16 protein-coding genes, 3 tRNA genes and 2 rRNA genes are annotated in these 23562 nt (G+C 47.5%); 4 read left to right on the top strand and 17 right to left on the bottom strand.

The window, feature by feature from the left end; translation table 11 throughout:
- Window positions 1–18: 18 nt before the first annotated feature.
- From LOZ80_RS01250 to LOZ80_RS01190, 13 genes are all read right to left on the bottom strand, one after another.
- Window positions 19–1326, bottom strand: a complete 1308-nt coding sequence (locus tag LOZ80_RS01250) for a 6-phospho-beta-glucosidase (RefSeq protein ID WP_238169725.1) — start codon at window positions 1324–1326, stop codon at window positions 19–21.
- 13 nt (window positions 1327–1339) lie between these two features.
- Window positions 1340–2305 carry an N-acetylglucosamine kinase gene (locus LOZ80_RS01245; protein WP_238169724.1) on the bottom strand — a complete coding sequence of 322 codons (966 nt, stop codon included), beginning with the start codon at window positions 2303–2305 and terminating at the stop codon, window positions 1340–1342.
- A gap of 24 nt (window positions 2306–2329) precedes the next feature.
- Window positions 2330–3343, bottom strand: coding sequence for a LacI family DNA-binding transcriptional regulator (locus tag LOZ80_RS01240; protein WP_238169723.1), 1014 nt, complete (start codon window positions 3341–3343; stop codon window positions 2330–2332).
- Window positions 3344–3401: 58 nt separating this feature from the next.
- Entirely contained in the window at window positions 3402–4778 is a 1377-nt protein-coding gene (locus tag LOZ80_RS01235) for an ABC transporter substrate-binding protein (protein ID WP_238169722.1), read from the bottom strand.
- A gap of 20 nt (window positions 4779–4798) precedes the next feature.
- Window positions 4799–5665 carry a carbohydrate ABC transporter permease gene (locus tag LOZ80_RS01230; protein ID WP_238169721.1) on the bottom strand — a complete coding sequence of 289 codons (867 nt, stop codon included), beginning with the start codon at window positions 5663–5665 and terminating at the stop codon, window positions 4799–4801.
- On the bottom strand, window positions 5662–6543 hold the full coding sequence (locus tag LOZ80_RS01225) for a carbohydrate ABC transporter permease (RefSeq protein ID WP_238169720.1): 882 nt from the start codon (window positions 6541–6543) through the stop codon (window positions 5662–5664). Before LOZ80_RS01225 ends, LOZ80_RS01230 begins: the two co-directional genes overlap by 4 nt.
- Before the next feature lie 595 nt (window positions 6544–7138).
- Window positions 7139–7220: transfer RNA gene (locus tag LOZ80_RS01220), tRNA-Leu, on the bottom strand.
- Between the two features lie 10 nt (window positions 7221–7230).
- Window positions 7231–7302, bottom strand: a tRNA-Gln gene (locus LOZ80_RS01215).
- Window positions 7303–7318: 16 nt separating this feature from the next.
- Window positions 7319–7391 (bottom strand) — tRNA-His (locus LOZ80_RS01210).
- 131 nt (window positions 7392–7522) lie between these two features.
- Window positions 7523–10437 (bottom strand): 23S ribosomal RNA (locus LOZ80_RS01205).
- A gap of 203 nt (window positions 10438–10640) precedes the next feature.
- A 16S ribosomal RNA gene (locus tag LOZ80_RS01200) occupies window positions 10641–12184 on the bottom strand.
- Together the 16S and 23S rRNA genes with 3 tRNA genes alongside form the textbook arrangement of a ribosomal RNA operon.
- A 311-nt stretch (window positions 12185–12495) precedes the next feature.
- Window positions 12496–12765, bottom strand: coding sequence for a hypothetical protein (locus LOZ80_RS01195; protein WP_238169719.1), 270 nt, complete (start codon window positions 12763–12765; stop codon window positions 12496–12498).
- A 154-nt stretch (window positions 12766–12919) separates the two neighbouring features.
- Window positions 12920–14122: an S-layer homology domain-containing protein gene (locus LOZ80_RS01190; RefSeq protein ID WP_238169718.1), complete on the bottom strand. Its 1203-nt coding sequence runs from the start codon at window positions 14120–14122 to the stop codon at window positions 12920–12922.
- A 223-nt stretch (window positions 14123–14345) separates the two neighbouring features.
- On the opposite strand from LOZ80_RS01190, the gene LOZ80_RS01185 reads away from it, so the two are divergent.
- The 4 genes from LOZ80_RS01185 to LOZ80_RS01170 all read left to right on the top strand — a co-directional run bounded on the left by LOZ80_RS01185 (window position 14346) and on the right by LOZ80_RS01170 (window position 18902).
- Window positions 14346–16004: an FAD-dependent oxidoreductase gene (locus LOZ80_RS01185; protein ID WP_238169717.1), complete on the top strand. Its 1659-nt coding sequence runs from the start codon at window positions 14346–14348 to the stop codon at window positions 16002–16004.
- 129 nt (window positions 16005–16133) lie between these two features.
- Window positions 16134–16910, top strand: coding sequence for a DeoR/GlpR family DNA-binding transcription regulator (locus LOZ80_RS01180; protein ID WP_238169716.1), 777 nt, complete (start codon window positions 16134–16136; stop codon window positions 16908–16910).
- Window positions 16903–17727 (top strand): HAD family hydrolase, encoded by an 825-nt coding sequence (locus LOZ80_RS01175; protein WP_238169715.1) that lies wholly within the window; start codon window positions 16903–16905, stop codon window positions 17725–17727. The genes LOZ80_RS01180 and LOZ80_RS01175 overlap by 8 nt, the downstream gene beginning before the upstream one ends.
- Window positions 17724–18902, top strand: a complete 1179-nt coding sequence (locus LOZ80_RS01170; RefSeq protein WP_238169714.1) for an MFS transporter — start codon at window positions 17724–17726, stop codon at window positions 18900–18902. Before LOZ80_RS01175 ends, LOZ80_RS01170 begins: the two co-directional genes overlap by 4 nt.
- Before the next feature lie 985 nt (window positions 18903–19887).
- On the opposite strand, the gene LOZ80_RS01165 is transcribed toward LOZ80_RS01170, so the two are convergent.
- From LOZ80_RS01165 to LOZ80_RS01150, 4 genes are all read right to left on the bottom strand, one after another.
- The gene (locus tag LOZ80_RS01165; RefSeq protein WP_238169713.1) at window positions 19888–20433 is read right to left on the bottom strand and encodes a hypothetical protein; all 546 of its coding nucleotides are present in this window, start codon (window positions 20431–20433) and stop codon (window positions 19888–19890) included.
- Between the two features lie 47 nt (window positions 20434–20480).
- Window positions 20481–21881, bottom strand: coding sequence for a DEAD/DEAH box helicase (locus LOZ80_RS01160; RefSeq protein WP_238169712.1), 1401 nt, complete (start codon window positions 21879–21881; stop codon window positions 20481–20483).
- 112 nt (window positions 21882–21993) lie between these two features.
- Window positions 21994–22470 (bottom strand): RNA polymerase sigma factor, encoded by a 477-nt coding sequence (locus tag LOZ80_RS01155; protein ID WP_238172874.1) that lies wholly within the window; start codon window positions 22468–22470, stop codon window positions 21994–21996.
- Window positions 22471–22678: 208 nt separating this feature from the next.
- Window positions 22679–23503 carry an alpha/beta hydrolase family protein gene (locus LOZ80_RS01150; protein WP_443147005.1) on the bottom strand — a complete coding sequence of 275 codons (825 nt, stop codon included), beginning with the start codon at window positions 23501–23503 and terminating at the stop codon, window positions 22679–22681.
- Between the last annotated feature and the right edge of the window lie 59 nt (window positions 23504–23562).

The following is a 23562-nucleotide window of genomic DNA, read 5'->3' as shown; positions in this document are numbered from 1 at the left end:
CCCTTAATATATAAACGTTTATATTTTAGGGTAAAATTGAGGAAGCAATTCTTTGTTTTGTTCCAATAATTCCTCCAGCATTTTCTCCGCCACATTAATTGAAGGAACAAGTGGATGATGAGCCAAGGCTTGCAGAGCTAAACCACGATCACCCAGTACGGCTGCTTCGATAGCAAGCTGTTCATACGTTTTGACTGAAGCAATGAGTCCTTTAACCGCCTCAGGAACTGTCGTCACTTGCAAAGGAATCGGTCCCTTCTTCGTAATGATACAGTTGACTTCAATACACGCATTCTCCGGAAGAAAATCAAGATTCGACCCATTGCGAACATTCAGTGTCTGAACATCCCTTGTATCGTTGTAGATTGATTTCATCAATTTCACAGCTGCTTCTGAGTAGTACGCGCCACCGCGCTGCTCCAGTTGAGCCGGTTTATGATTCAAATTCGGATCTTGATACAATTCAAACAATTCATCCTCAAGCCTCTTAACAACCTCAGCGCGTGTTCCTTCCTGGGCCGAGGAAGTCAACTGATCTTCCAACATTTCTTTATTTAAATAAAAATACTTCAAATAATACGACGGGATCGCCCCCAAAGACCGCATGAATGCTGCGTTCCAGCTGTACTGCGGCACGTTTTTCGCTGAATAGCTGTCATTGCTTTGCAGCAGTTCCTCCAGTTTGGATTGGCCATCCACCTGAATGTCCGTCACCCAATGCAGATGATTGAGTCCGGCAAACTCGGCATAAATCCGACTAGGTTCTACTTCATACAGCTTCGACAACCATTTGTAAACCGAAATAGGCGAGTTGCATATGCCAATGGCTTTGATGGATGAATGGGTATAGATCGCTTCAGTGACCATTCCTGCGGGATTCGTGAAGTTCAGCATCCATGCTTCAGGACATAACTCTTCCATATCCTTGCAAATATCGAGCAGTACCGGAATTGTACGGAATGCTTTCATCATCCCGCCAGGGCCTGTTGTTTCCTGACCAATTACACCATACTTCAGCGGTATCGTCTCATCCCAAACCCGTGCTTGCAGCATCCCAACCCGCATCTGCGTAGATACGAAATCCGCATCCTTCAGAGCCAACCTGCGATCAAGCGTCATATGCACATGAATCGGAAGACCCGATTTCTCCACCATTCGCAAAGCCAGTTTCCCAACAATATCCAGCTTATGTTTGCCAGCTTCAATATCTACAAGCCAAATATCTGTTACAGGAAACTCTTGATAATGTAAAATAAATCCTTCAATCAGTTCCGGCGTATACGAGGAACCGCCGCCGATCACGACCACTTTGACTTGCTTCTTCAATCGAGACAACTCCCTATACGTGAGATACTTGCGTAATATTCGCATAGATGGCATCGGAAGGAATAATGCCATCTCTTTCCATGGCTAAGTAAACAGCCCCGATGACGGGCTCAATGCCCAGTATCTTTAATTGACAGCCTTTGGCGACTTGGGCGACTTGCTCAGCAATGTAAGGATGCAAGAAGGAACTCTCACCTTTCGTCAGCACGCTGCCCGCCAATACCAGATCAAACTCTTCATTCTGCATCCCCAGCTTTTGAATAACAGCCTTGGCTGATGTTCCCAGCTCTTCACCCTGCTTTTTAAGAATCTCACGGGCAATCACGTCTCCACCCGAAGCGGCAGTGAACACCAATGGAGCCAAATCTGCCGGAATCTGCAGATGAGTATCCAGAGAATGATGAAATAATTGCTCGACAGAATCATATTTCAGCTGGGCAAGAACTAGATCCGTAAGCAGTGTTGGTCCTGTACGACCTTCCCATGCACGTATGACGGATCGAAATGCTTCGACAGACAGCTCGCTACCGCCGCCAAAGTCACCGTAGGCGTAGCCAAATCCGCCGCACTGAAAGATCTCGCCCTGCGGATTCATACCTGCACAGTTCGTGCCGGTTCCACATATGGACACAACCCCATAGGCCCTTGTTGTCCCTGCCCGCAACGCAATAATCGTATCGCATACGATTTCAGACTGGGCAAACCCAAGCTCTGCAACAATCGGATGCAAGATGCGATAATCCGCCTCGCGATCAGCTCCCGCTAAACCGAACCATGCAACGGAGATATCTTTGACCTGAAGCGCTGCGCTCCTTAACGCCTCTTGAACAGCGCTATGAATATTGGTTCTGGCCATTTCAACATCAATTTGGTGATTGCCTGGACCAGCTTTACCGATGGCAAGCAATCTGCCTTCTGCATCGGTAATCATGGCATTCGTTTTTGACCCGCCGGCGTCCACACCTAAATAAGCTTTCAAATTCGTTCGGCTCCATCCTTTTAACTACGTATGTTCTTTCCATTCCGCTGTCGATTCCCGGACAATGAGTTCAGGCGTCAAACAAACCGATTTACTCCGTTTGGAAGATCCATCTATCATTTCGAGCAGAATCCGCACAGCCTCTTGACCCAGTTTCTCCATGGGCTGCCTGATTGTTGTTAACCGCGGATGAATCGCCTTGGCAAAATATTGATCATCATAGCCCACAATCGAGATATCACGCGGGATGTGATAACCTTCATCCCGGAACGCATCCATTGCGCCAAGCGCCAGACCGTCCTCACCGGCAAATACAGCCGTAGGCCTAAGCCCGTGCTCAAGACATGTTTTGACGGAATCGAACCCGCAGCGTATATCAAATTGCTCTGCTGTGATAACCGTTGGCGCTAAATCAGCTTCCGCCATCGCCTGTTCATAACCTCTTCGTCTATCCCTGGCACTGAGGTATAACTCAGGTCCGCTGATATGCATGATCTTCGTATGACCAAGATTCAATAAGTGCTTAGTCGCCTCATATCCGCCCAAAAAGTTATCCACATTGATTGTGATAGCCTTCGTATCTTCAATATGATTATCAATGATGACGAAGGGAATCTTCTTTCTTTTCAACTCCAGCACATACTCCTTCTCCGCAAAAGTGGATAGCAAAATGATACCGTCTACCCGATCCTCCTGGAACAAAAAGTGATTCACTGCGCTATTGTCCATTTGAGCTGGAGAGGCGATGGATAAAGCCAAGAAATATCCTTTGGCCTCCAAGCTCTCATTCACAGCGTGAATAATACCATCAAACACAGTGTCCCCGAGCGTTTGCAGAGTAATGCCAATGAGTCCGGTCGATCCACGCGCCAGTGAACGGGCAGCAGAACTTGGCGTATAGCCCAAATCCTTCATGGCTTGCAGAACTTTCTGCCGGTTGATCTCCCGAACCGTCGTCGAGTTATTCAACACTCTGGAAACCGTTACCAGAGATACGCCTGATTTTTCTACCACATCTAAAATACTAACTTTTTTCATCCTCATGATCTCCCGAAGTTGATAGTATAATCGTTTTCGGTTCCATTATAGCAGATTCCTAATTCTTCTTATATTTCGCATTCAATTCTGTCAGCAGTTCATTCACTTTCTTATCCAAAACGGCATTTATCGGTGCTGCATTCGCCTTTTCATTATCCAGCTGATCCATCTCGTTATTGACCAAGTCCAAAATATGTGAATAGCTTGAGATTAAATGGTTGTAGGATTCCGTGCCATGCTTTAATCCGCCTTCAACGACTTTCTTTAAATCTTTAGGATCAATAGCTGGCGCGTAGAGATTGAAATACTTCTCAGCGGCCTGCTGATTAGATGGCGGCGTACCACCGCTTAGTTCTATCGCTTTCTCTTGTACGTCTTTCTGCAGTTGGTATTTAATCCATTCATAAGCTTCCTTCGGATGCTTGGAATCCTTCAAAATGACGAGCGGATCGATATACAGCACATCGCGTGCCTTATCATTGTAGCCCACTGGCACAGCAGCGACACCGACTTTAAAACTGTAATCCTTCACTGATGCAAGAATCCATGCGCCTGCTACAGACATGCCGACTTTACCTGTTGCAAAGGGATCTCCACCTTGACCCGCAACCGCTTTCGTAAACTCTTTGGATGGCATCACTTTATCTTTATAAATCATATCGTGTATCCTTTGATTCGCTTTGATAGCCTCAGGGGAGTTGAAGTAGGATGCCGTCGGATGGCCGCCATTGGTCCATGTATCGTCCGAATATACTTTGGCCCCGAAATAAATGAGCCTCATGTCTTTCTCAGCCCAACCCCAATCAACGCCAAATTCGGCTTTTTGCGGATCATCACTCGGCTTGGACAGCTTCTTAGCCACTTCTATCATCTTATCGAAAGTCCAAGATTTGTCCTCAAAATCTGCTGGAGGATACGGCAATCCCGCTTTATCGAACATATCCTTATTGTAAAGCATCAAGGAAGTATAGCTATAAACAGGTATCCCGTAGTTTTTGCCATCCACTTTGTAAATGTTCATTACATCGTCGGTCATTCCGTGATCTGTCGCTTTGAAATTATCTGCTTTGATCAGATCTGACATATCCCTTAGCATGCCTTTGTCTATGAACTCAGCGAAACCCATCTCCCCCCAGTGGGAAGTTACATCCGGCGCAGTCCCTGCTGCCACAAGAGATTGTAGCTTCGAATCGAATTCCGAATAAGGTGCCTTCATAATCTTCACTTTGATATTCGGATGCGCGGCTTCAAAATCCGGGACAAGCTTCTCGACGAAAGTTTTGTCGGGCAAGTCAGGCACAAACTGCGTAATCGTCACATTTTTACTATCGCCGCCTTCATTGTTTGTACCTTTCGTATCCGAACATGCCGTTAAAACCGAACTTACCAAAAGCATGAAAGCAAATGAACCTACCGTTAGCTTGCTTTTTTTCATAGCTAGATCCTCCCTATTTTTCACTTTACTCCGGTCATGGCAATACTTTGAACGAAATACCTTTGTGCGAATGTAAATAAGAGCAAAATTGGAATCACTGCCAAAATAGCCGAGATCATTACCAAATTCCAAGGAACCAGGCGAGTAGCCGACGAATACATCGACGTCATGCCAATCGTAAGCGTGAATTTCTCCGTAGAACTAAGGTATAGCACCTGTCCGAGCAAATCGTTCCAACTCCCAATGAATGAGAAAATGGCAACAGTCGAAAGCGCCGGACCTGATAACGGTAATGCGATGCTCCACCACTGACGAAACTCCGAACACCCATCCATTCTCGCTGCATCAAATAGCTCATTCGACAGGGAAGTGAAAAATTGCCGTATGAGAAAAATCATATAAGCAGAACCGAAAAATGCAGGCACGGTAATCGGCAAGAATGAATCCATCCAATTCATTTGTTTGAACAGAATAAACTGAGGAATCATGAGCACAGGATAAGGCAGCATCATCGTACTGAGCAATAAAGCGAACAAAAGATGTTTGCCCTTCGCTTGGTATCGCGCAAATCCAAAAGCTACGAATGAGGACGAGAGAACCGTTCCCAGAACAGTAATAAAGCTAATAAATAAGCTATTTCTGTACCACAGGCCGTATTGGTAAGTAGTGAAAAGCTTTTTGAAATTGCTTAATTCAATATGTTCAGGGATGATTTTTGGCGGAAATCTGAGAATTTCAGCTTGTGACTTCAAGGCCGTTGAGAACATGTTAATGGAAGGAAACACCATGATAACCGCTAAAGCGGTGAGAATCACAAACACTAAAATTTTCGGAAGATTACTTGTAAGCGTATTCTTTTTAGATAATTTGACTGAACTCTGACTCATGCACCATCCCCCCCTTCATAATGCACATATCTCTTGGAGATCTTCATGACCAAGTAGGTCATCACCATGACTAGGATTAACAGCACCCAGGCCAAAGCCGATGCGTACCCCATTTTGAAAAATTTAAAGCCATTTTGCCATAAATAGTACACGTAGAATTGTGTCGCATAATGCGGCCCGCCTTTGGTCATCACAAACGCTTGCGTAAACACTTGAAACGAATCATTGATCCCCATGATTAGCTGGAACAAAATGACTGGTGAGATCGCCGGCAGCGTAATGCTGCGCAGCATTTGCCAGCGGCTTGCGCCTTCCAATCTGGCAGCCTCGTACAAGTATGTCGGCACGCCCTGCAGCGCAGCCAGGAAAATGATCATCCCTGCACCTGCTCCCCACATCGTCATTATGACCATGGCAGCAAGCGCCCAACGCTCGCTCTCCAACCAGCTCGGTCCATCGATGCCGATCAAACCTAGCATGTAGTTCATCATGCCTGTTTGTGAATTGAACACCCACAACCACAAGAGTGAAAGCGCTACGCCAGAAATCATACTTGGAAAATAGAGCGCTGTACGAAAAAACCGCCTGAATGGCACTTTCTGATTCACCAGTATAGCGAACAGCAAGGACAGGATCAGCTGCAGCGGTACACTGAAGACTGTGAAGATCAGCGTCGCTTTGACTCCCCGCCAGAAAAGCTCGTCATGGAACATCTTCGTGTAATTCTTTAACCCTATCCACTTTGGCGAATGAATGATATCATATTCTGTAAAGCTGAAATAAAGCGAAGAAATAATCGGAAAAACCATGAACACGAGAGCTCCAATCAGCCATGGCATGATGAAAAAGTAAAAATAGCGCGTATTGCGTGTTAACATCTTTGTTTCCCCCCCTTCTATATGCACACAAAGTATAAACGTTTATACTTTATGAAGATAATATTAATATGGGCTGATGAAGTTGTCAATCGCTTTTTAAAAAATAACAAAAAACCCTTAATTAGTAAGGGTTTTCTGCTAGCGTTGAGATTCGGGGCGGAGCGATTTGAACATACAGTCACTCGTGGATGAATAAGCAAGCTTGATGGTCTTATCACCACTATTTCCCCACAGCCTGAATGATGAGCCTCTTACTAGGGAGAAATACTAGTAAGGGAACTATATGACGCTATTTGGGCAAATAGCATGGATGCTAGGGCATTAGCGGAACTACAGGGTCCTATTTCCACGAAAATAGCTAATTTTCCCTTCAAACAGCAAAATAGCGCCCTGTAGTTCCCTTACACTAGCTAAAATGCTACTTTTTTCTACAATAGCGAACTGTAGTTCCCTTATCTTCGAGCGAGGCAGCTGTATTAACTCCGTGATCATGCCAAAACTTATCACCATTTTCTTCCTAATCGAGCAACTTAAAGCCTCTTGAAGTAAGTAAGAAATGAAAAAAAAGCCTTATATAATAAGGCTTTTCTTGGGATGCGGTCGGAGGGATTTGAACCCTCACGCCTTGTGAGCGCCACCCCCTCAAGATGGTGTGTCTGCCGTTCCACCACGACCGCTTAAGGTAAACTGGGGATCTAGGATTTGAACCTAGGCATGACGGAGTCAAAGTCCGTTGCCTTACCGCTTGGCTAATCCCCATTAGTAAAGGGAAAAGGGCGACCGATGGGACTTGAACCCACGAATGCTGGATCCACAAACCAGTGCGTTAACCCCTTCGCCACGACCGCCACAGTAGGGAATTATTCCCTGAAGACTAGATACGAAACTTACGTAAAGTTAGGTGTTCTTAGGTTTTCTGGGCCCCAATCAAGTATTCGGAATTCGCTACAAAGCTTTTCTTCACTTGGTTGGGATTAGTTTGGTTAAGCCCTCGACCGATTAGTATTCGTCAGCTGCATACGTTGCCGCACTTCCACCTCGAACCTATCAACCTCGTCGTCTACAAGGGGTCTTACATACTGGGAAATCTCATCTTGAGGGGGGCTTCGCGCTTAGATGCTTTCAGCGCTTATCCCCTCCGTACATAGCTACCCAGCTATGCCTCTGGCGAGACAACTGGTACACCAGCGGTACGTCCATCCCGGTCCTCTCGTACTAAGGACAGCTCCTCTCAAATTTCCTACGCCCGCGACAGATAGGGACCGAACTGTCTCACGACGTTCTGAACCCAGCTCGCGTACCGCTTTAATGGGCGAACAGCCCAACCCTTGGGACCTACTTCAGCCCCAGGATGCGATGAGCCGACATCGAGGTGCCAAACCTCCCCGTCGATGTGGACTCTTGGGGGAGATAAGCCTGTTATCCCCAGGGTAGCTTTTATCCGTTGAGCGATGGCCCTTCCATTCGGTACCACCGGATCACTAAGTCCGACTTTCGTCCCTGCTCGACTTGTAGGTCTCGCAGTCAAGCTCCCTTATGCCTTTGCACTCTGCGAATGATTTCCAACCATTCTGAGGGAACCTTTAAACGCCTCCGTTACATTTTAGGAGGCGACCGCCCCAGTCAAACTGCCCACCTGACACTGTCCCCATACCGGATCACGGTACCAGGTTAGAACTCCGATACGATCAGGGTGGTATCCCAACGGCGCCTCCACCCAAGCTGGCGCTCAGGCTTCAAAGGCTCCCACCTATCCTGTACAGATCGTACCAAAGTCCAATATCAAGCTGCAGTAAAGCTCCATGGGGTCTTTCCGTCTTGTCGCGGGTAACCTGCATCTTCACAGGTATTAAAATTTCACCGGATCTCTCGTTGAGACAGCGCCCAAGTCGTTACGCCATTCGTGCGGGTCAGAATTTACCTGACAAGGAATTTCGCTACCTTAGGACCGTTATAGTTACGGCCGCCGTTTACTGGGGCTTCAATTCATAGCTTCGGGTTGCCCCTAACCACTCCTCTTAACCTTCCAGCACCGGGCAGGCGTCAGCCCGTATACTTCGCCTTGCGGCTTCGCACAGACCTGTGTTTTTGCTAAACAGTCGCTTGGGCCTTTTCACTGCGGCCCCCTCGGGCTATTCACCCTACCGAGGCACCCCTTCTCCCGAAGTTACGGGGTCATTTTGCCGAGTTCCTTAACGAGAGTTCTTCCGCGCGCCTTAGAATTCTCTTCTCACCCACCTGTGTCGGTTTGCGGTACGGGCACCTTCGCCTGGCTAGAAGCTTTTCTTGGCAGTGTGAAATCATGACCTACGGTACTTAAAGTTTCCCTCCCCATCACAGCCCAGCCTTACGGTTAGCGGATTTGCCTACTAACCAGCCTCACTGCTTGGACAGACATCCATCAGTCTGCGTCACTATCCTTCTGCGTCACTCCATTGCTCATAACGGCTACGGTGGTACAGGAATTTCCACCTGTTGTCCATCGACTACGCCTTTCGGCCTCGCCTTAGGTCCCGACTTACCCTGAGCGGACGAGCCTTCCTCAGGAACCCTTAGGTTTTCGGCGGATCAGATTCTCACTGATCTTTTCGTTACTTATACCGGCATTCTCACTTGTATGCGCTCCACCTGTCCTTACGGTCAGAATTCAACGTACATACAACGCTCCCCTACCCATGCACAAAGTGCAAGCCATAGCTTCGGTGGCGTGTTTAGCCCCGTTACATTTTCGGCGCAGAGTCACTCGACCAGTGAGCTATTACGCACTCTTTCAATGGTGGCTGCTTCTAAGCCAACATCCTGGTTGTCTGTGCAACTCCACATCCTTTCCCACTTAACACACACTTGGGGACCTTAGCTGATGGTCTGGGCTGTTTCCCTTTTGACAATGGATCTTAGCACTCACTGTCTGACTCCCGGAATAAAGTTTGTGGCATTCAGAGTTTGACTGGACTTGGTAACCCTTGGCGGGCCCCGCACCCAATCAGTGCTTTACCTCCACAACTCATCTTCCGAGGCTAGCCCTAAAGCTATTTCGGGGAGAACCAGCTATCTCCGAGTTCGATTGGAATTTCTCCGCTACCCCCACCTCATCCCCGCATTTTTCAACATGCGTGGGTTCGGGCCTCCAGTGAGTGTTACCTCACCTTCACCCTGGACAGGGGTAGATCACACGGTTTCGGGTCTACGTCCACGTACTAAAGCGCCCTATTCAGACTCGCTTTCGCTGCGGCTCCGTCTCTTCGACTTAACCTCGCACGGGAACGTAACTCGCCGGTTCATTCTACAAAAGGCACGCCATCACCCATAAAGAGGGCTCTGACTTTTTGTAAGCACACGGTTTCAGGTTCTTTTTCACTCCGCTTCCGCGGTGCTTTTCACCTTTCCCTCACGGTACTGCTTCACTATCGGTCACTAGGGAGTATTTAGCCTTGGCAGATGGTCCTGCCGGATTCCGACGGGGTTTCACGTGACCCGCCGTACTCAGGATACCTCTAGGGATTTCGTTCGATTTGGGCTACAGGGCTTTTACCTTCTATGCCGGACCTTTCCAGATCACTTCGCCTATCGAACTAACCCCATATCGAGGTCCTACAACCCCAAGGAGCAAGCTCCTTGGTTTGGGCTATTCCGCTTTCGCTCGCCGCTACTGACGGAATCACTTTTGTTTTCTTTTCCTCCAGGTACTTAGATGTTTCAGTTCCCTGGGTATGCCTCTACAGCAGCTATGTATTCACTACTGAGTAACTGCGCATTACCACAGCTGGGTTCCCCCATTCGGACATCCCCGGATCAAAGCCTGCTTACGGCTCCCCGAGGCATTTCGTCGTTCGCCACGTCCTTCTTCGGCTCCTAGTGCCTAGGCATCCTCCGTGTGCTCTTTCTAGCTTAACCTAGAAAAAACTTTAAAGATTTTTGTGCAACCCGAAGGTTAACACAACCTAAGTTCTTACTTTACGTTTCATTTCGTTATCTAGTTTTCAAGGAACAAGGCTGTTGCTCTTGAAAGATTGCTCTTTCAAAACTGAACACGAGTGAGTAAGCGATTTGTGTGTTAAACACACTTGACTGGATCTATCAGATCCGAGTCTCCATAGAAAGGAGGTGATCCAGCCGCACCTTCCGATACGGCTACCTTGTTACGACTTCACCCCAATCATCTACCCCACCTTCGGCGGCTGGCTCCCTTGCGGGTTACCCCACCGACTTCGGGTGTTGTAAACTCTCGTGGTGTGACGGGCGGTGTGTACAAGACCCGGGAACGTATTCACCGCGGCATGCTGATCCGCGATTACTAGCAATTCCGACTTCATGCAGGCGAGTTGCAGCCTGCAATCCGAACTGAGATCGGCTTATAAGGATTCGCTCCGCCTCGCGGCTTCGCTTCCCGTTGTACCGACCATTGTAGTACGTGTGTAGCCCAGGTCATAAGGGGCATGATGATTTGACGTCATCCCCACCTTCCTCCGGTTTGTCACCGGCAGTCATCTTAGAGTGCCCACCCGAAGTGCTGGCAACTAAGATCAAGGGTTGCGCTCGTTGCGGGACTTAACCCAACATCTCACGACACGAGCTGACGACAACCATGCACCACCTGTCTTGGGTGCTCCGAAGAGGGGCACTATCTCTAGTGCTTACACCCAGATGTCAAGACCTGGTAAGGTTCTTCGCGTTGCTTCGAATTAAACCACATACTCCACTGCTTGTGCGGGTCCCCGTCAATTCCTTTGAGTTTCACTCTTGCGAGCGTACTCCCCAGGCGGCATACTTACTGTGTTAACTTCGGCACCGAGAAATCGAATCCCCGACACCTAGTATGCATCGTTTACGGCGTGGACTACCAGGGTATCTAATCCTGTTTGCTCCCCACGCTTTCGCGCCTCAGCGTCAGTTATAGGCCAGAAAGTCGCCTTCGCCACTGGTGTTCCTCCACATCTCTACGCATTTCACCGCTACACGTGGAATTCCACTTTCCTCTCCTACACTCAAGTTCACCAGTTTTGGATGCGAACCGGGGTTGAGCCCCGGGCTTAAACACCCAACTTAATGAACCGCCTGCGCGCGCTTTACGCCCAATAATTCCGGACAACGCTTGCCCCCTACGTATTACCGCGGCTGCTGGCACGTAGTTAGCCGGGGCTTTCTTCTCCTATACCGTCACACACAAGGCAGTTACTCCTCATGCTGTTCGTCTAGGGCAACAGAGCTTTACGATCCGAAAACCTTCATCACTCACGCGGCGTTGCTCCGTCAGACTTGCGTCCATTGCGGAAGATTCCCTACTGCTGCCTCCCGTAGGAGTCTGGGCCGTGTCTCAGTCCCAGTGTGGCCGTTCACCCTCTCAGGTCGGCTACGCATCGTCGCCTTGGTGAGCCGTTACCTCACCAACTAGCTAATGCGCCGCAGGCCCATCTACCAGCCACAGATTGCTCCGTGTTTCATAATTCTCTCATGCGAGAAAACCAATTATCCGGTCTTAGCTATCGTTTCCGATAGTTATCCCGATCTGATAGGCAGGTTGCCTACGTGTTACTCACCCGTCCGCCGCTAACTTGTCCCCGAAGGAACAAATCCGCTCGACTTGCATGTATTAGGCACGCCGCCAGCGTTCGTCCTGAGCCAGGATCAAACTCTCCATAGTAGCGAACGATTGCTCGTCCGTATATCTGAAAGCTGAGATGCTCAATTGACTTGCTAGCGAGATTTTGCAATCTCTTTTTGAACGATTTCTCGTTCGTGCTTACTCACTCGTTGTTCAGTTTTCAAAGATCAATTTCTTGCATTTCCCAAGCTGCTCTCGCGGCCGGAATTACAATATAGCATATTCACCCAACCGAATGCAAGCTTTTCTTTTACATTTTTCGATAAAATTTTCAGCTCGTTTTGGCCGGAATGACAATATACCACGCTCACTGCCAGATTGCAACTGTCATTCTTAAAGTTTCCAAAAAACTAACGATCAAGCACTTTCTGAACCAACTCCTGCTCGAAATGTTCTTTCAAAGCATCGGTACTTGAACCTTCGGAAAAGCGAAGTTCCCGGAACTCGCGCATAAGCTGCTGGATATCCTCCAGGCTTCCCTGATTAGCGAGCTGCTCCGTTTGATCAATAACATGATAGGAAATTGCGTGATAAGCGTCGGCGAAGCTTTCATCAACGTTGGCAGCGCTGCGGTAATCAGCGTAATAGCGTTTGAATGTGTCCATTAAAGATTCGTTCATAATAGAAAGTCACTCCTTCCAAGATAAAAATCAGTTTCCCTCCTTGTATGGAAAATTATACAACAACCCTCATCTTATTCTTAAGATGAGGGCTGCTGCGTGAATCTAACCTTTTTCTATATCTATCTATTTAGAGCTTTTTTATTAACTTCATTTATTTCACATCAATAGAAGTAACTTCTTGGTTTTGACCTTTAAGCTGGATCAAGTGGCCTGATGTGAATGAACCAAGATTTCCTGTTAAAGCTACATTAGCGGAAACATTGTACACCGTCGTCTGGTTGACGCCATTGATGTTTTGGTTGATCGAAATCGTCGTAATCTTTCCTTGTCCATTTACAGTAGTTGCATTCAACGTACCTAATACATCAAATGTTTGATTCACTTGACCTAAAGTCGTTACTTCAATAAAGACGACCGTATTATTGAAGGTACGCACTTTCACTTGATCGCCAATTTGCAATGCGGATGCAGCGACTTTCACGCCGTTACGCAGAATGAAGGCATCTGGATGCAGTACGTATTGCGTAACGACACCAGCTTTGGTAACAGAAAGCACATTGTTGTAAACAATTGCATTCACTGTTCCTGTGTTGCCAGCCTGCTCATCAGGCAATTGACTGCCCGTACGATCAAGCAAAGCGGCCAATTGAGCACGTGTTACGGGTTGATTCGGACGGAAGGTATTGTCTTCAAATCCATCAACGAGGTTTTTGTCTTTGGCTACAACGACATAGCCAACAGATCCTGCAGGAATTTGCTTAGCATCTTTGAAAGTAAGCGTTGTGTTCATTTTTGCTTTTGCTTCCGATTCCAATTTAAGCGCCTTCACTAAAAGCGTAGTTGCCCATAGGCGATCTGCTTCTTTTTGCGGCTGAACAGAATCATCGCTTTCAGTGAACAGATCATTTTCCAAGGCTACAGCTACATAACCTACTGCCCATGCTGGAACTTTATCGGCATCTTTGAAATTCAATTTGGTTTGCATTTCAGCAGCTGACTCCGCTTGCTCACGTAATCCCATCAAACGAACAGCAGCCGTGATCGCCTCAATGCGGGAAACTGTTTTGTCAGGCTTGAAAGTACCGTCTTCGTATCCTTCAAAAACTTGCTTGGAAGCTAGGCTGGCAATGTAACGCATTGCCCATTCCGCACTTTTGAGGTCATTGAAGTTGATTCGTATTTGAACATTGCCTTTGATATTTTGAGTATAGCTATTATTGTTGTTATTGTTGCTGTTCCCTTTACCACGATCATCATGGTCATTACCTTTGGCAAACGCAGCTGACGCGCCCCCCATTACCATAGTTAAGACAAGTCCTGTTGCTACTGCTTTTTTCAATAAGTTCTTTTTCATTCAAGTTCCCTCTCCCTTATTCATCTAATTTCATAAATAATTGGAGCCTTCGCGAAGGGTTCCTGTGTTATGCTAAATCAATTCGCCTTCCTGTTTATGTTTTTGGGGGTAGATTAGCAAATCTTTTAAATACGAAATATCCCGACCCTGAAATCCACTATCAAAACCCCTTTGAAACTGCTAAACTTAGGGCATAGAAGACTATCGTAAAAGGAGCTAACACATGCGTTTACGTAACCCGCGAGTTCAACTCGTTATTGCTCTGGCCGTTCTGTTTATTGGTATTTCTGGATTCTATTTTGGGAAAATTGTGCTGAATCAAGGGAAAGTGGAACCAAATAACGTCTCCGCTCCTTCCACGATTCATGAAGACAAGCCTAGTGTAAGTGTGCCTTCAACAGTCCCCGCGGCAGGAACCAAAAATGAGAGCATTAACTCTTATCCGACTGAAAATGTTGATGTTGTGGTTATCGGCAGTGAGCTGGAAGGACTTTATTTGGCCCGCGCAGCTGCAGATGAAGGGTTGAAGGTGAAGGTATTAGATCCTCATCAGGCTTTTGGAGGTCAAATTCTTCAGAGCCAAATGCTATTCCTAGATGAGACTCGCGATGATCAAGGCCATTTGCTTGTACAAGGTCGGGTCAAAGAATTATTCGACGGATTCAGAAATGCCAAAATTCGCAAACTGCCCGAATTCACTTCCTATATGAATAAACTAGTCAAAGATATTCCCATCGAATCGGGTATTGTCATTCAAGAAATCGAGCAAGTCCAGACACCGGACCATATGCACAAAGTCGCTTCCCTTGTATATTCGAACGAGAAAAATGAAAAGAAGAAAGTAACAGCTACATATTGGGTTGAAAACAGTGATTACGCAGCACTTATCAGCCGCCTTGACGCGAAACGGCTTCCGGGTCTCGAGAAATTTTACGGTCAAAAAGAGATTGAATACATGAGTGCCGGGATGATGATGAAGTTCAAAAATGTGGATTGGAAGAAATTCAATACCGCGTTTAACTTGCTGAAGCCTGAGGAGAAGTCCAAACAATTCGGTGGCGGCTATGTAAGCGACAGCTTCGCTATCGGGCTTAGCGGGATGACGAAAGCTTACCATCCATCGAACGATCGCGTTTTTCTAAGAGGATTAAATGCTGTGAATCAGCGTGATGGCGACGTCTTAATTAATGCGCTTCTTGTTTACACTGTTGATCCATCCAAACCTGAGTCTATCCAGGACGCGGTGAGTCTGGGCAACAAAGAAACAGCTCTGATTCTGCCTCACTTCCGCAAAACCTTGCCAGGCTGGGAACATGCGGAGTTAGGGGAACTACCGACATATCCTTATGTCCGTGAGTATAATCATTACGAGATGGATTACGTCCTCAAACCTTCTGACTTACTTTCGGGCACCATGTTCTGGGACAACGTCAGTATTGGCGGCTACCCGCTTGATTTGCAGGGAACAAGCGCTAACAAGTGGGGGATTGAAATGGGGCGTCCTGATAAATACGGCATGCCGCTGCGCAGCTTTTTACTGAAAAATTATGAAAATGTCATCGCCGCGGGTAAAAATGTGGGTTCCTCCGCAATTGCCTATGGCAGTACAAGAATTCAGCCAAATACAAGTTTAGCTGCCGAATCCATTGGCGTTATCCTTGGTCAAGTACACGGCAAACAGAAATTAAGAGAAATCACACCGGAGGAGATGGCCAAGCTTCAACAGTACTTGTCCGCTCATTATCAAATTAAATTAACAGGCGTTACAGCTGCGAATAAAATCAGCGGTTGGAATGCAGATGAAATTGCAAAGCTGGATACCGGTGAAATTACCTATCCAAGCTACATCCAAACAAGAAAAAAACCGTTAACTAAAAAATAATAAAAAACGTGCATTCGCGCTTTCGAAGCGGTGCACGTTTTTTTAGTTGAAATTTGCTGTGTTCAGACATATAATAAGCAGTATACTTATAAACACTTATAAACACTTAAAGAAAGGAGATAACACTACTTGTTTCAGGAAGAACGACTTATATCAATTGTTGAATACTTAAAATCAAATAAACGCATTACGGTAGATCTTATCTGCGAACTCTACGATGTCTCTCGCGACACCGCCAGAAGAGATATGGTGAAGTTGGAAGAACAGGGCCTGATTGTCCGCACGCGAGGCGGCGCTATCCTCCCTACCCTCTCCAAAGAAGTAGGCAATTATGACGAAAGGCTGCAAGCCGAATCCTTATCCAAGCTGACGATTGGCAAGGCAGCGGCGCAGCTCATTCAAGATGGCGATTACATTATGATGGATGCTTCAACAACGGTACTTCACGCCGCAACAGCCCTATTTTCCCGACAAAATGTGGTTGTCACAAGTTCCATTGAAATTGCTGCTATCTTAACACGTAAAGAAGAAACAACCATTCATATTCTTGGCGGCGTGCTTGATAACAAGCATCACAGCGTATATGGAGCCAAAGCGATTGAAATGCTTAATGATTACCATGTCGACAAATTGCTTATCGGAACCTGCGGGATTACGGAAGAAGGTCTCTCCGCTCCAAACGAAGAGGATTGTTATTTGGTGAGAGCCATGATGCAGCATGCTGATCAAGTTATCGTACTTGCGGATCATTCCAAATTCGGCAAAAGACTTTTTCACCGTGTAGTTGGCTTTGAAAGCATAGATATTCTGATCACAGATCAGGCTCTGAGCTCTGAGATCAAAGATAAATTACTTGCCGCTGAGGTAGAAATTGTATTAGCAGGAGGAGAAGAACAACATGATTAAACTTATCGTAAGCGATTTGGATGGAACCTTGCTGGATCACAGTAAAAAAGTGAGCGACAGAGAATTAGCCGCTTTGGCCAAGGTCAAAGAAGCCGGGATCGCTTTATGCCTAGCTTCCGGAAGAATGAATGTGGAGATGCAGCAGGTTTTGGAGGAGATTGGACATCGCGCTTACTCCGTCTCGCAAAATGGCGCATTCATTCACTTGGAGGATGGCAGCTATCTCCAATCCAAGCTATTTGAACCCCAATTGGCATATAACGTATACCAACTCTTGAAAGACTTTGATCTCGTGAAGCTGATTTGTTCAGGAGAAGCGAATTACATTACACACCTGACACCAGCCTCGGATGCCATCCAAGCCCGGACCTTCCGCCCTTTCCTCATCAAAGAGGATCTTGAACAATCCCTTCAAAATGAGTTTGCGGTATGTAAATTCTCAATGTTTGGCGAAATTGACATCCTGTTAAATTTAAAAGCACGAATGGAAGAAGAGCTCGGTGAGCACTTGGAAATGTTCATCTCGGACAAAGATTGTTTGGATATTATGCCGCTGCACGTTTCCAAGGGGAGTTCCTTGCTGCAATTAATTGAGAAACTAGGTTTGAAGACAGAGGAAATCGCCTGTGTCGGGGATTCCTTTAATGATGTCTCCATGTTCGGTATCACCCCTCACAGCTTTGCTATGTCAGGAGCCCATCCCGACGTCAAGAAACAAGCCGCCTACCAAGTGGATTCAGTCGCCGATGCGATTGTACATGTTTTTAACCACAATGAGGCCTATCTCACAACACAAAAAGGAATAACTGGTCGATGAAAAAATTACTCTTTATGAGCTGCTTGTCCTACTTATTGACAGGCTGCACGCACGTTATATTCGGAGCTGTCTTACCTGAACTGCTCGCGCATTATGGCCGGAGTTACAGTGACGGCGGATTTCTCGTATTCCTGCAATTTGGCGGTTTTCTGCTCGGCGTGCTGAGCATGCCGGCCATGGCTCGCCGCATCAGCAGGAGAACGACCATTACAACCGCATTTGGCCTCCTTTTCTTAGCCATGGTGTCCATCGTCTTGCTGCCTCCCTGGCCTCTTGCGGTTAGCCTGACTTTCATTGCCGGCGTAGCGTTCGGACTTGTTGAAGCTAGTATAAGCACCTTCGTGCTCATGGCGGCCAAAGATAATCAAGCAACAGCTTTCAGCAAGTTAGAGGTGGCTTTCGGACTTGGCGCCTTGATTATGCCGCTCATATCCAGTATTTTGATCGCAAATGACCTATGGAAATATGGATTCATGCTGCTGGGAGTAAGCGCGCTGGCAACAGGCATCATCTGGTCGAAGCTTTCCTTGGGTGAACACGATGAACTGTTGGCGCATAAGGCGGATCGCACGAAGTCCGCTAATAAACCTCCTGCACTTGTGAAAAGCTCTTTAACTTTCCTTATCCTGTTTATGTTTGTCTTCTTCTTGTATGTAGGGATGGAAAATACGATTGTCAACTTCTTGCCGTCGATCTTTATCGATCAGCTGCAGGCATCAAGTTCCGTGGCTTCTCTGGCTGTAACAGCCTATTGGTTGGCCATGGTCTTCGGTCGGGTTTTCGCAGGCATCATCGCTGAGAAATTGACCTATTTTCGCTACTTGCTTTTCTCCTTTGCAGCGAGCGTAGCTACCTTACTGTTATGGATGTTTAGCTCTGAATTGTGGAGCAGCTTCGCCATCGTCCTTTTACTCGGCCTTTTCATGTCTGGGATGTATGCTGTTGCGCTGATCTATGCGAATCAACTATTACCCGGTCGCACAGAGCAAATCACAAGCACGCTGATCGCCGCTGGCGGTTTGGGTGGTTCCATTCTTCCTTTAGGGGTTGGCTGGGGAATGGATAAGTTTCAGGCAGGTGTGTCCATCTGGTTCGTGCTGATCAGCATGTGTTTGGTGCTGGGGATCGTTATCTATACGAAAAAATGGCGTATTCAGGCAGTTGAGTCGAATTAAGTCCTTGAGCGCTGTGGTCAAAGCCAAAGAAGTCTACAGGCAAGTCCAAAAAGCGCTTAATGAACAAATCGCCGTTGATCCTAGTTCCCTTTGGGTTAATGCGATAACACAGAGTGCAGAGTGAAAAGGAACTACGTTCCGCTAATCGGCGGGAACCGGGGTAAATGCAGCATGAAAGGGAACTGAGGTACGCTATTTAAGCGGAAAATGCTGATTCCGACGTGGAAAAGGTGGAATAGCGGATCGTAGTTCCCTTTGGAGTGGCAAATGGCGGTTTTCAGCCATATAGCGGATCCTAGTTCCCTTTGGGTGAATGCGATGACACAGAGTACAGCGTGAGAGGAACCTACGATCCGCTAGTCGGCGGGAACCGGGGTAAATGCAGCATGAAAGGGAACTGAGGTACGCTATTCAAGCGGAAAATGCTGATTCCGACGTGGAAACGGAATGGTGGAATAGCGGATCGTAGTTCCCTTTGGCGTGGAATTAGGCAGTTTTCAGCTTTTTAGCGGATCCTAGTTCCCTTTGGGTGAATGCGATAACGCAGAGCGCAGTGTGAAAAGGAACTACGTTCCGCTAATTGGCGGGAACCGGGGTAAATGCAGCATGAAAGGGAACTGAGGTACGCTATTTAGCCGGAAGATGCTGATTCTGACGGGAAATGATGAAATAGCGGATCGTAGTTCCTTTTGGAGTGGCAAATGGCGGTTTTCAGCCATATAGCGGATCCTAGTTCCCTTTGGGTGAATGCGATGACACAGAGTACTGCGTGAGAGGAACTACGTTCCGCTAATCGGCGGGAACCGGGGTAAATGCAGCATGAAAGGGAACTGACTGTGTTCCCTTACCTCAGCACGAGGCAGCTAAGGTAACTCCGCGACCATTCATTCCACAACATATAAATTCTAGCGTGTTCAAAAAAACCTCCGCACCCACTTAACCAAGTGGATTCGGAGGTTTTTGGTTAAACATCGTGTCGCTCAACTTAACGCAGAACCTTTAATTGAACGACAACAGCTTTATCCTGGAAGACAACATTTTTCACACCGATCAGAGCCGGCAAGTGTTCTTCTAGCGAAAATGAGATGGGTTCAAGATGCAGCCATTCATTGGGGAGCTGCATCCCTTTCACGCTTGTGCGCACAGGCTGTATGACTACATTAGGCGGATTCCACGCAAGCGCGAACTGCATTTGGGCTGCGATTGGAACTTTATCACGCCATCTGAGATTCAAATCGGCCTCTAGATGAGAGCCATTCAGCGTAAGCTTAGCCCCTTCCAGCCGAAAATCATGGGGCAACTGCTGGTGAGCGGACAGCTGCTTTTTGACCAAATCATTGAGGTCCTGTTCGGTAAGCTGCACATCCAACTTGCGAGTTTTTATGATGTCAGCAATTTTGCTGCCAATCGAAATCTCTTGGTACGATAAGTCTAACGTCTCTGTCGGCTTGACGTGCCGGATAAGAAGGACCACGGCAAGTAGAAGAATAAGAAGAAGACAAATGGCCGTAATCAATATTTTTTTCAGCACGTTTCACACCTCGCAGATGACAATTTGGGCTAGCCCAGGGCTCAGGGCTATTCTTCTTTGTTCTGCTGCTTCTCTTTGAGCCAGCGAGGAGCGCCCTTGCTCTTGCGATCTCGCTCGCGTTGGGCTTTGCTGACGGCCTTGCCTGCGGCGGCCGTCTTAACTGGCGCTGCCGGCTTCGCCGCGGCAGTGCCGAGCGGAGCGCGCTCCGCAGCGCCTGTCTCCCGCGCGTCGGCAGAGCCCGCGCGCGCAGGCGCCGCGCCGCTCGGGCGCGCCGCTTCACGGCGGCTGCGCATCGTAGCCGCGCTGCGGTCTTGGGCCGGATCGACAAGCCGGCCCTCGAACATCGCCTTAGGCGCGATCGTGATCCCAAGCTGTTTCTCGAATTTATCGAGAATGAACAGCTCTTTGGGCGTCACGATAGAGATCGTTGTGCCCTCACGGCCCATTCGCCCGGTACGACCTACGCGGTGTAGATAATACTCCGCGTTCGTGGCAGGGTCCAGATGGAAGACGTGCGTTACGCCTTCAATATCCAGCCCCCGTGCCGCGACGTCAGTGGCCAGCAGCAGTTGGAATTTCCCTTCACGGAAATTCCCCATGACTTTGGCCCGATCCTGTTTGCTCGCTTCCCCATAGAGGGCTTCAACCGACAAACCAACATATTGGAGCTTGCCCACCACTTGCGCAATGTCATCCGTAACGTTGATGAACACAATAGCAGAAGTTGGTTTAATCAAACGGACCAGCCTTCTCAGCGTGTCGATCTTCTCCCGCTCCTGACAAACCACATACATGTGCTTCAATGTTTCTGCCGTGCGCTGACTCGGATTGATTTTGATAATAACAGGTTCCTTCAACCAACGTTCGGCTGCCTGCTCCGTGCTTTGGGGAATCGTCGCTGAGACAAACACCATTTGACTCGACTTGAGCATCCCTTTCAGAACCGCTTCTACATCCTGCATAGAACCCAGTTCAAACACCTGATCAACTTCATCCACGATCCCCATTTTCACATGGTGCAGCGTCAGCTTTTTGATCTTCGTGAGTTCTAATAAACGTCCTGGCGTTCCTACCACAATATGGGGATGGAGTCTTAGTTTCTCCACTTGTCTAACAATGGCAGCGCCACCGATCAAGGATTGGGAACGAATCGGTCCCCCCTCTGTCAGCTTTTCAATTTCCTGCATGATTTGCATGCCTAGTTCCCTTGTAGGAACAACAACAAGCACTTGCAGTTGTTTCTGTGCAGGATCGATACGCTCCAGCGCTGGCAGCAGATAGGCCAAGGTTTTGCCTGTGCCTGTTTGCGACTGGATAATCGCGTCTTTCCCTTCTTTCAAAACCGGTATCCCTTCAGCCTGAATAGGTGTAGGCTCGCCTATGCCTAATTGCTGTAATTTATCTAAATAAGTCTGTGCGATTTGCAGTTGCTCAAAGCTTGTACTCAATTTATGAAAACCCCTTTTCTCTTCCTAGCTAATGAACCTATTATATGTCACAAGGGAAAACGATACAAATAAAGATCCCGCAAACAGCAGAAATAAGAGTCCATAAGGACTCCTATCCGCCTGTTCCCCACTCCTCGAAAAGTTTCTGTTTAATGACATCCCTTGCTCTGAATAAGCGCTGTCGCACGACACCCTCTGTAACACCTAATTCGCTGGCCATTTCCTTGTAGGATAAATTATGTATCCATTTCATCGCGATAATTTGTCGGTATGCAGGACTAAGTTGATTGATATACATAATGATGGCTTCACGCATTAATTTCAGTTCAACTTCTTTATCTAGAGAGTCCAAACATTCCGAGGTGGGAGCTGCTTCTTTCAAGCTGAGCAAGAGCTCTGTTTCAAGTTCATCCCGGTTGCGTTTGTGCTTGCGCAGATGATTGAGAGTAACATTACGGGTTAGCTTCTTAACCCAACTCTCATATTTATCTATTTCTTGAAGCATGGGTGCTTTACGAACCGCCCGTAGAAAAGATTCCTGAATGATATCTTCCACACCGGCATGATCACGTAAAATAAAGTAAATCATAGGATACACGAGTATATAGAACTCTTGGTATATCTGCTCTTGTATGCTTTTGTCCAACTTGTAAAAGTCACTGCAAAATATTTGTCTCAGAGACTGCGTAATAAACGCCCCCTAGCCTACCAGGTCAAACTACCAACTTTGTTCTTCCCTTATTTTAGGCCATTCAAGAGGAGTAAACAATAACCAGCGGCAAATTAAATGAAGAAGGCTATTTCCCTTGAGCAATCAGGGCTAGTTTCGTGTCCAGCCAGGCGAATACATCGTCCAACGCTTTCTCGTCTTCCTCTCTCGCGAAGCGGTGTTCGAGTCCATCATACAGTGCCATCGTATAGCTTTTGCCGGCTTGATCCAGTGCTTGGGCCAGCTTTCTTGCTTGACTAATATCGACTTGCGAATCCTTCGTCCCATGGATGATATAAATGGGGGTATGTATGTCTGCTACCCATAGCGCAGGTGAACGATCCACATACGCCTCAACTTGTTTCTTGGGGTGCCCGACAACCCGCTTTAGCATCCGGCGCAGATCGACTCGCTGCTCATAGGTGTCCAGCATATCGCTTACGCCTCCCCATACCACGACAGGGCCAACACCACGGCATTCTCTGGCAGCCCGCATAGCCATCACAGCGCCTCGGGAAAATCCGATTAATGGGACTGGGCCAGGCTGCACTTCGGTTAAAGCTTGGACGACTTCAATCGCATGGATAACATCATAGCGGTCCTCCCCGCCGAAATCCTCGCGACCTTCGCCGCCCTCATTCCCCCGATAGTAGGGAGCAAATACGACATATCCCCGCTGGGCCATGGAAACGATTCGTCGTTTGCGGACCATCCCGACACGCTTGATACCGCCGCGGCAATAAATCACTGCAGGCCTGGGAACAGATCCGTCAGGTACAGCCAAAAGCCCCTTCACTTTCAGCCCTTGGCTTACATATGTTAGAATAAAAAGAGAGATATGCTTCATGAAACAGCGAATTTGTACTCTATCCAGCAATTGCCCATCCTGCAAATCCGTTTGCGTCATCGACATCCGGGTCTCCTTTTTGACAGCTTTCCAGCCATCAGATAAACTAATAGTGCTCCATCCTA

Origin of the sequence: Paenibacillus sp. HWE-109 (genome assembly GCF_022163125.1) — a bacterium.
In the GTDB taxonomy this organism is placed as follows: domain Bacteria; phylum Bacillota; class Bacilli; order Paenibacillales; family NBRC-103111; genus Paenibacillus_E.
The sequence above is the reverse complement of the archived record's forward strand: the minus strand, read 5'-3'. Positions and strand labels throughout refer to the sequence as shown.

What these genes read in the sequence shown, in the direction of transcription:
- LOZ80_RS01150 (WP_443147005.1), bottom strand. Translation starts at nt 23,503, where the DNA reads ATGTCGATGACGCAAACGGATTTGCAGGATGGGCAATTGCTGGATAGA.
- LOZ80_RS01230 (WP_238169721.1), bottom strand. Translation starts at nt 5,665, where the DNA reads ATGAGTCAGAGTTCAGTCAAATTATCTAAAAAGAATACGCTTACAAGT.
- LOZ80_RS01185 (WP_238169717.1), top strand. Translation starts at nt 14,346, where the DNA reads ATGCGTTTACGTAACCCGCGAGTTCAACTCGTTATTGCTCTGGCCGTT.
- LOZ80_RS01225 (WP_238169720.1), bottom strand. Translation starts at nt 6,543, where the DNA reads ATGTTAACACGCAATACGCGCTATTTTTACTTTTTCATCATGCCATGG.
- LOZ80_RS01195 (WP_238169719.1), bottom strand. Translation starts at nt 12,765, where the DNA reads ATGAACGAATCTTTAATGGACACATTCAAACGCTATTACGCTGATTAC.
- LOZ80_RS01235 (WP_238169722.1), bottom strand. Translation starts at nt 4,778, where the DNA reads ATGAAAAAAAGCAAGCTAACGGTAGGTTCATTTGCTTTCATGCTTTTG.
- LOZ80_RS01155 (WP_238172874.1), bottom strand. Translation starts at nt 22,470, where the DNA reads ATGATTTACTTTATTTTACGTGATCATGCCGGTGTGGAAGATATCATT.
- LOZ80_RS01190 (WP_238169718.1), bottom strand. Translation starts at nt 14,122, where the DNA reads ATGAAAAAGAACTTATTGAAAAAAGCAGTAGCAACAGGACTTGTCTTA.
- LOZ80_RS01175 (WP_238169715.1), top strand. Translation starts at nt 16,903, where the DNA reads ATGATTAAACTTATCGTAAGCGATTTGGATGGAACCTTGCTGGATCAC.
- LOZ80_RS01170 (WP_238169714.1), top strand. Translation starts at nt 17,724, where the DNA reads ATGAAAAAATTACTCTTTATGAGCTGCTTGTCCTACTTATTGACAGGC.
- LOZ80_RS01240 (WP_238169723.1), bottom strand. Translation starts at nt 3,343, where the DNA reads ATGAAAAAAGTTAGTATTTTAGATGTGGTAGAAAAATCAGGCGTATCT.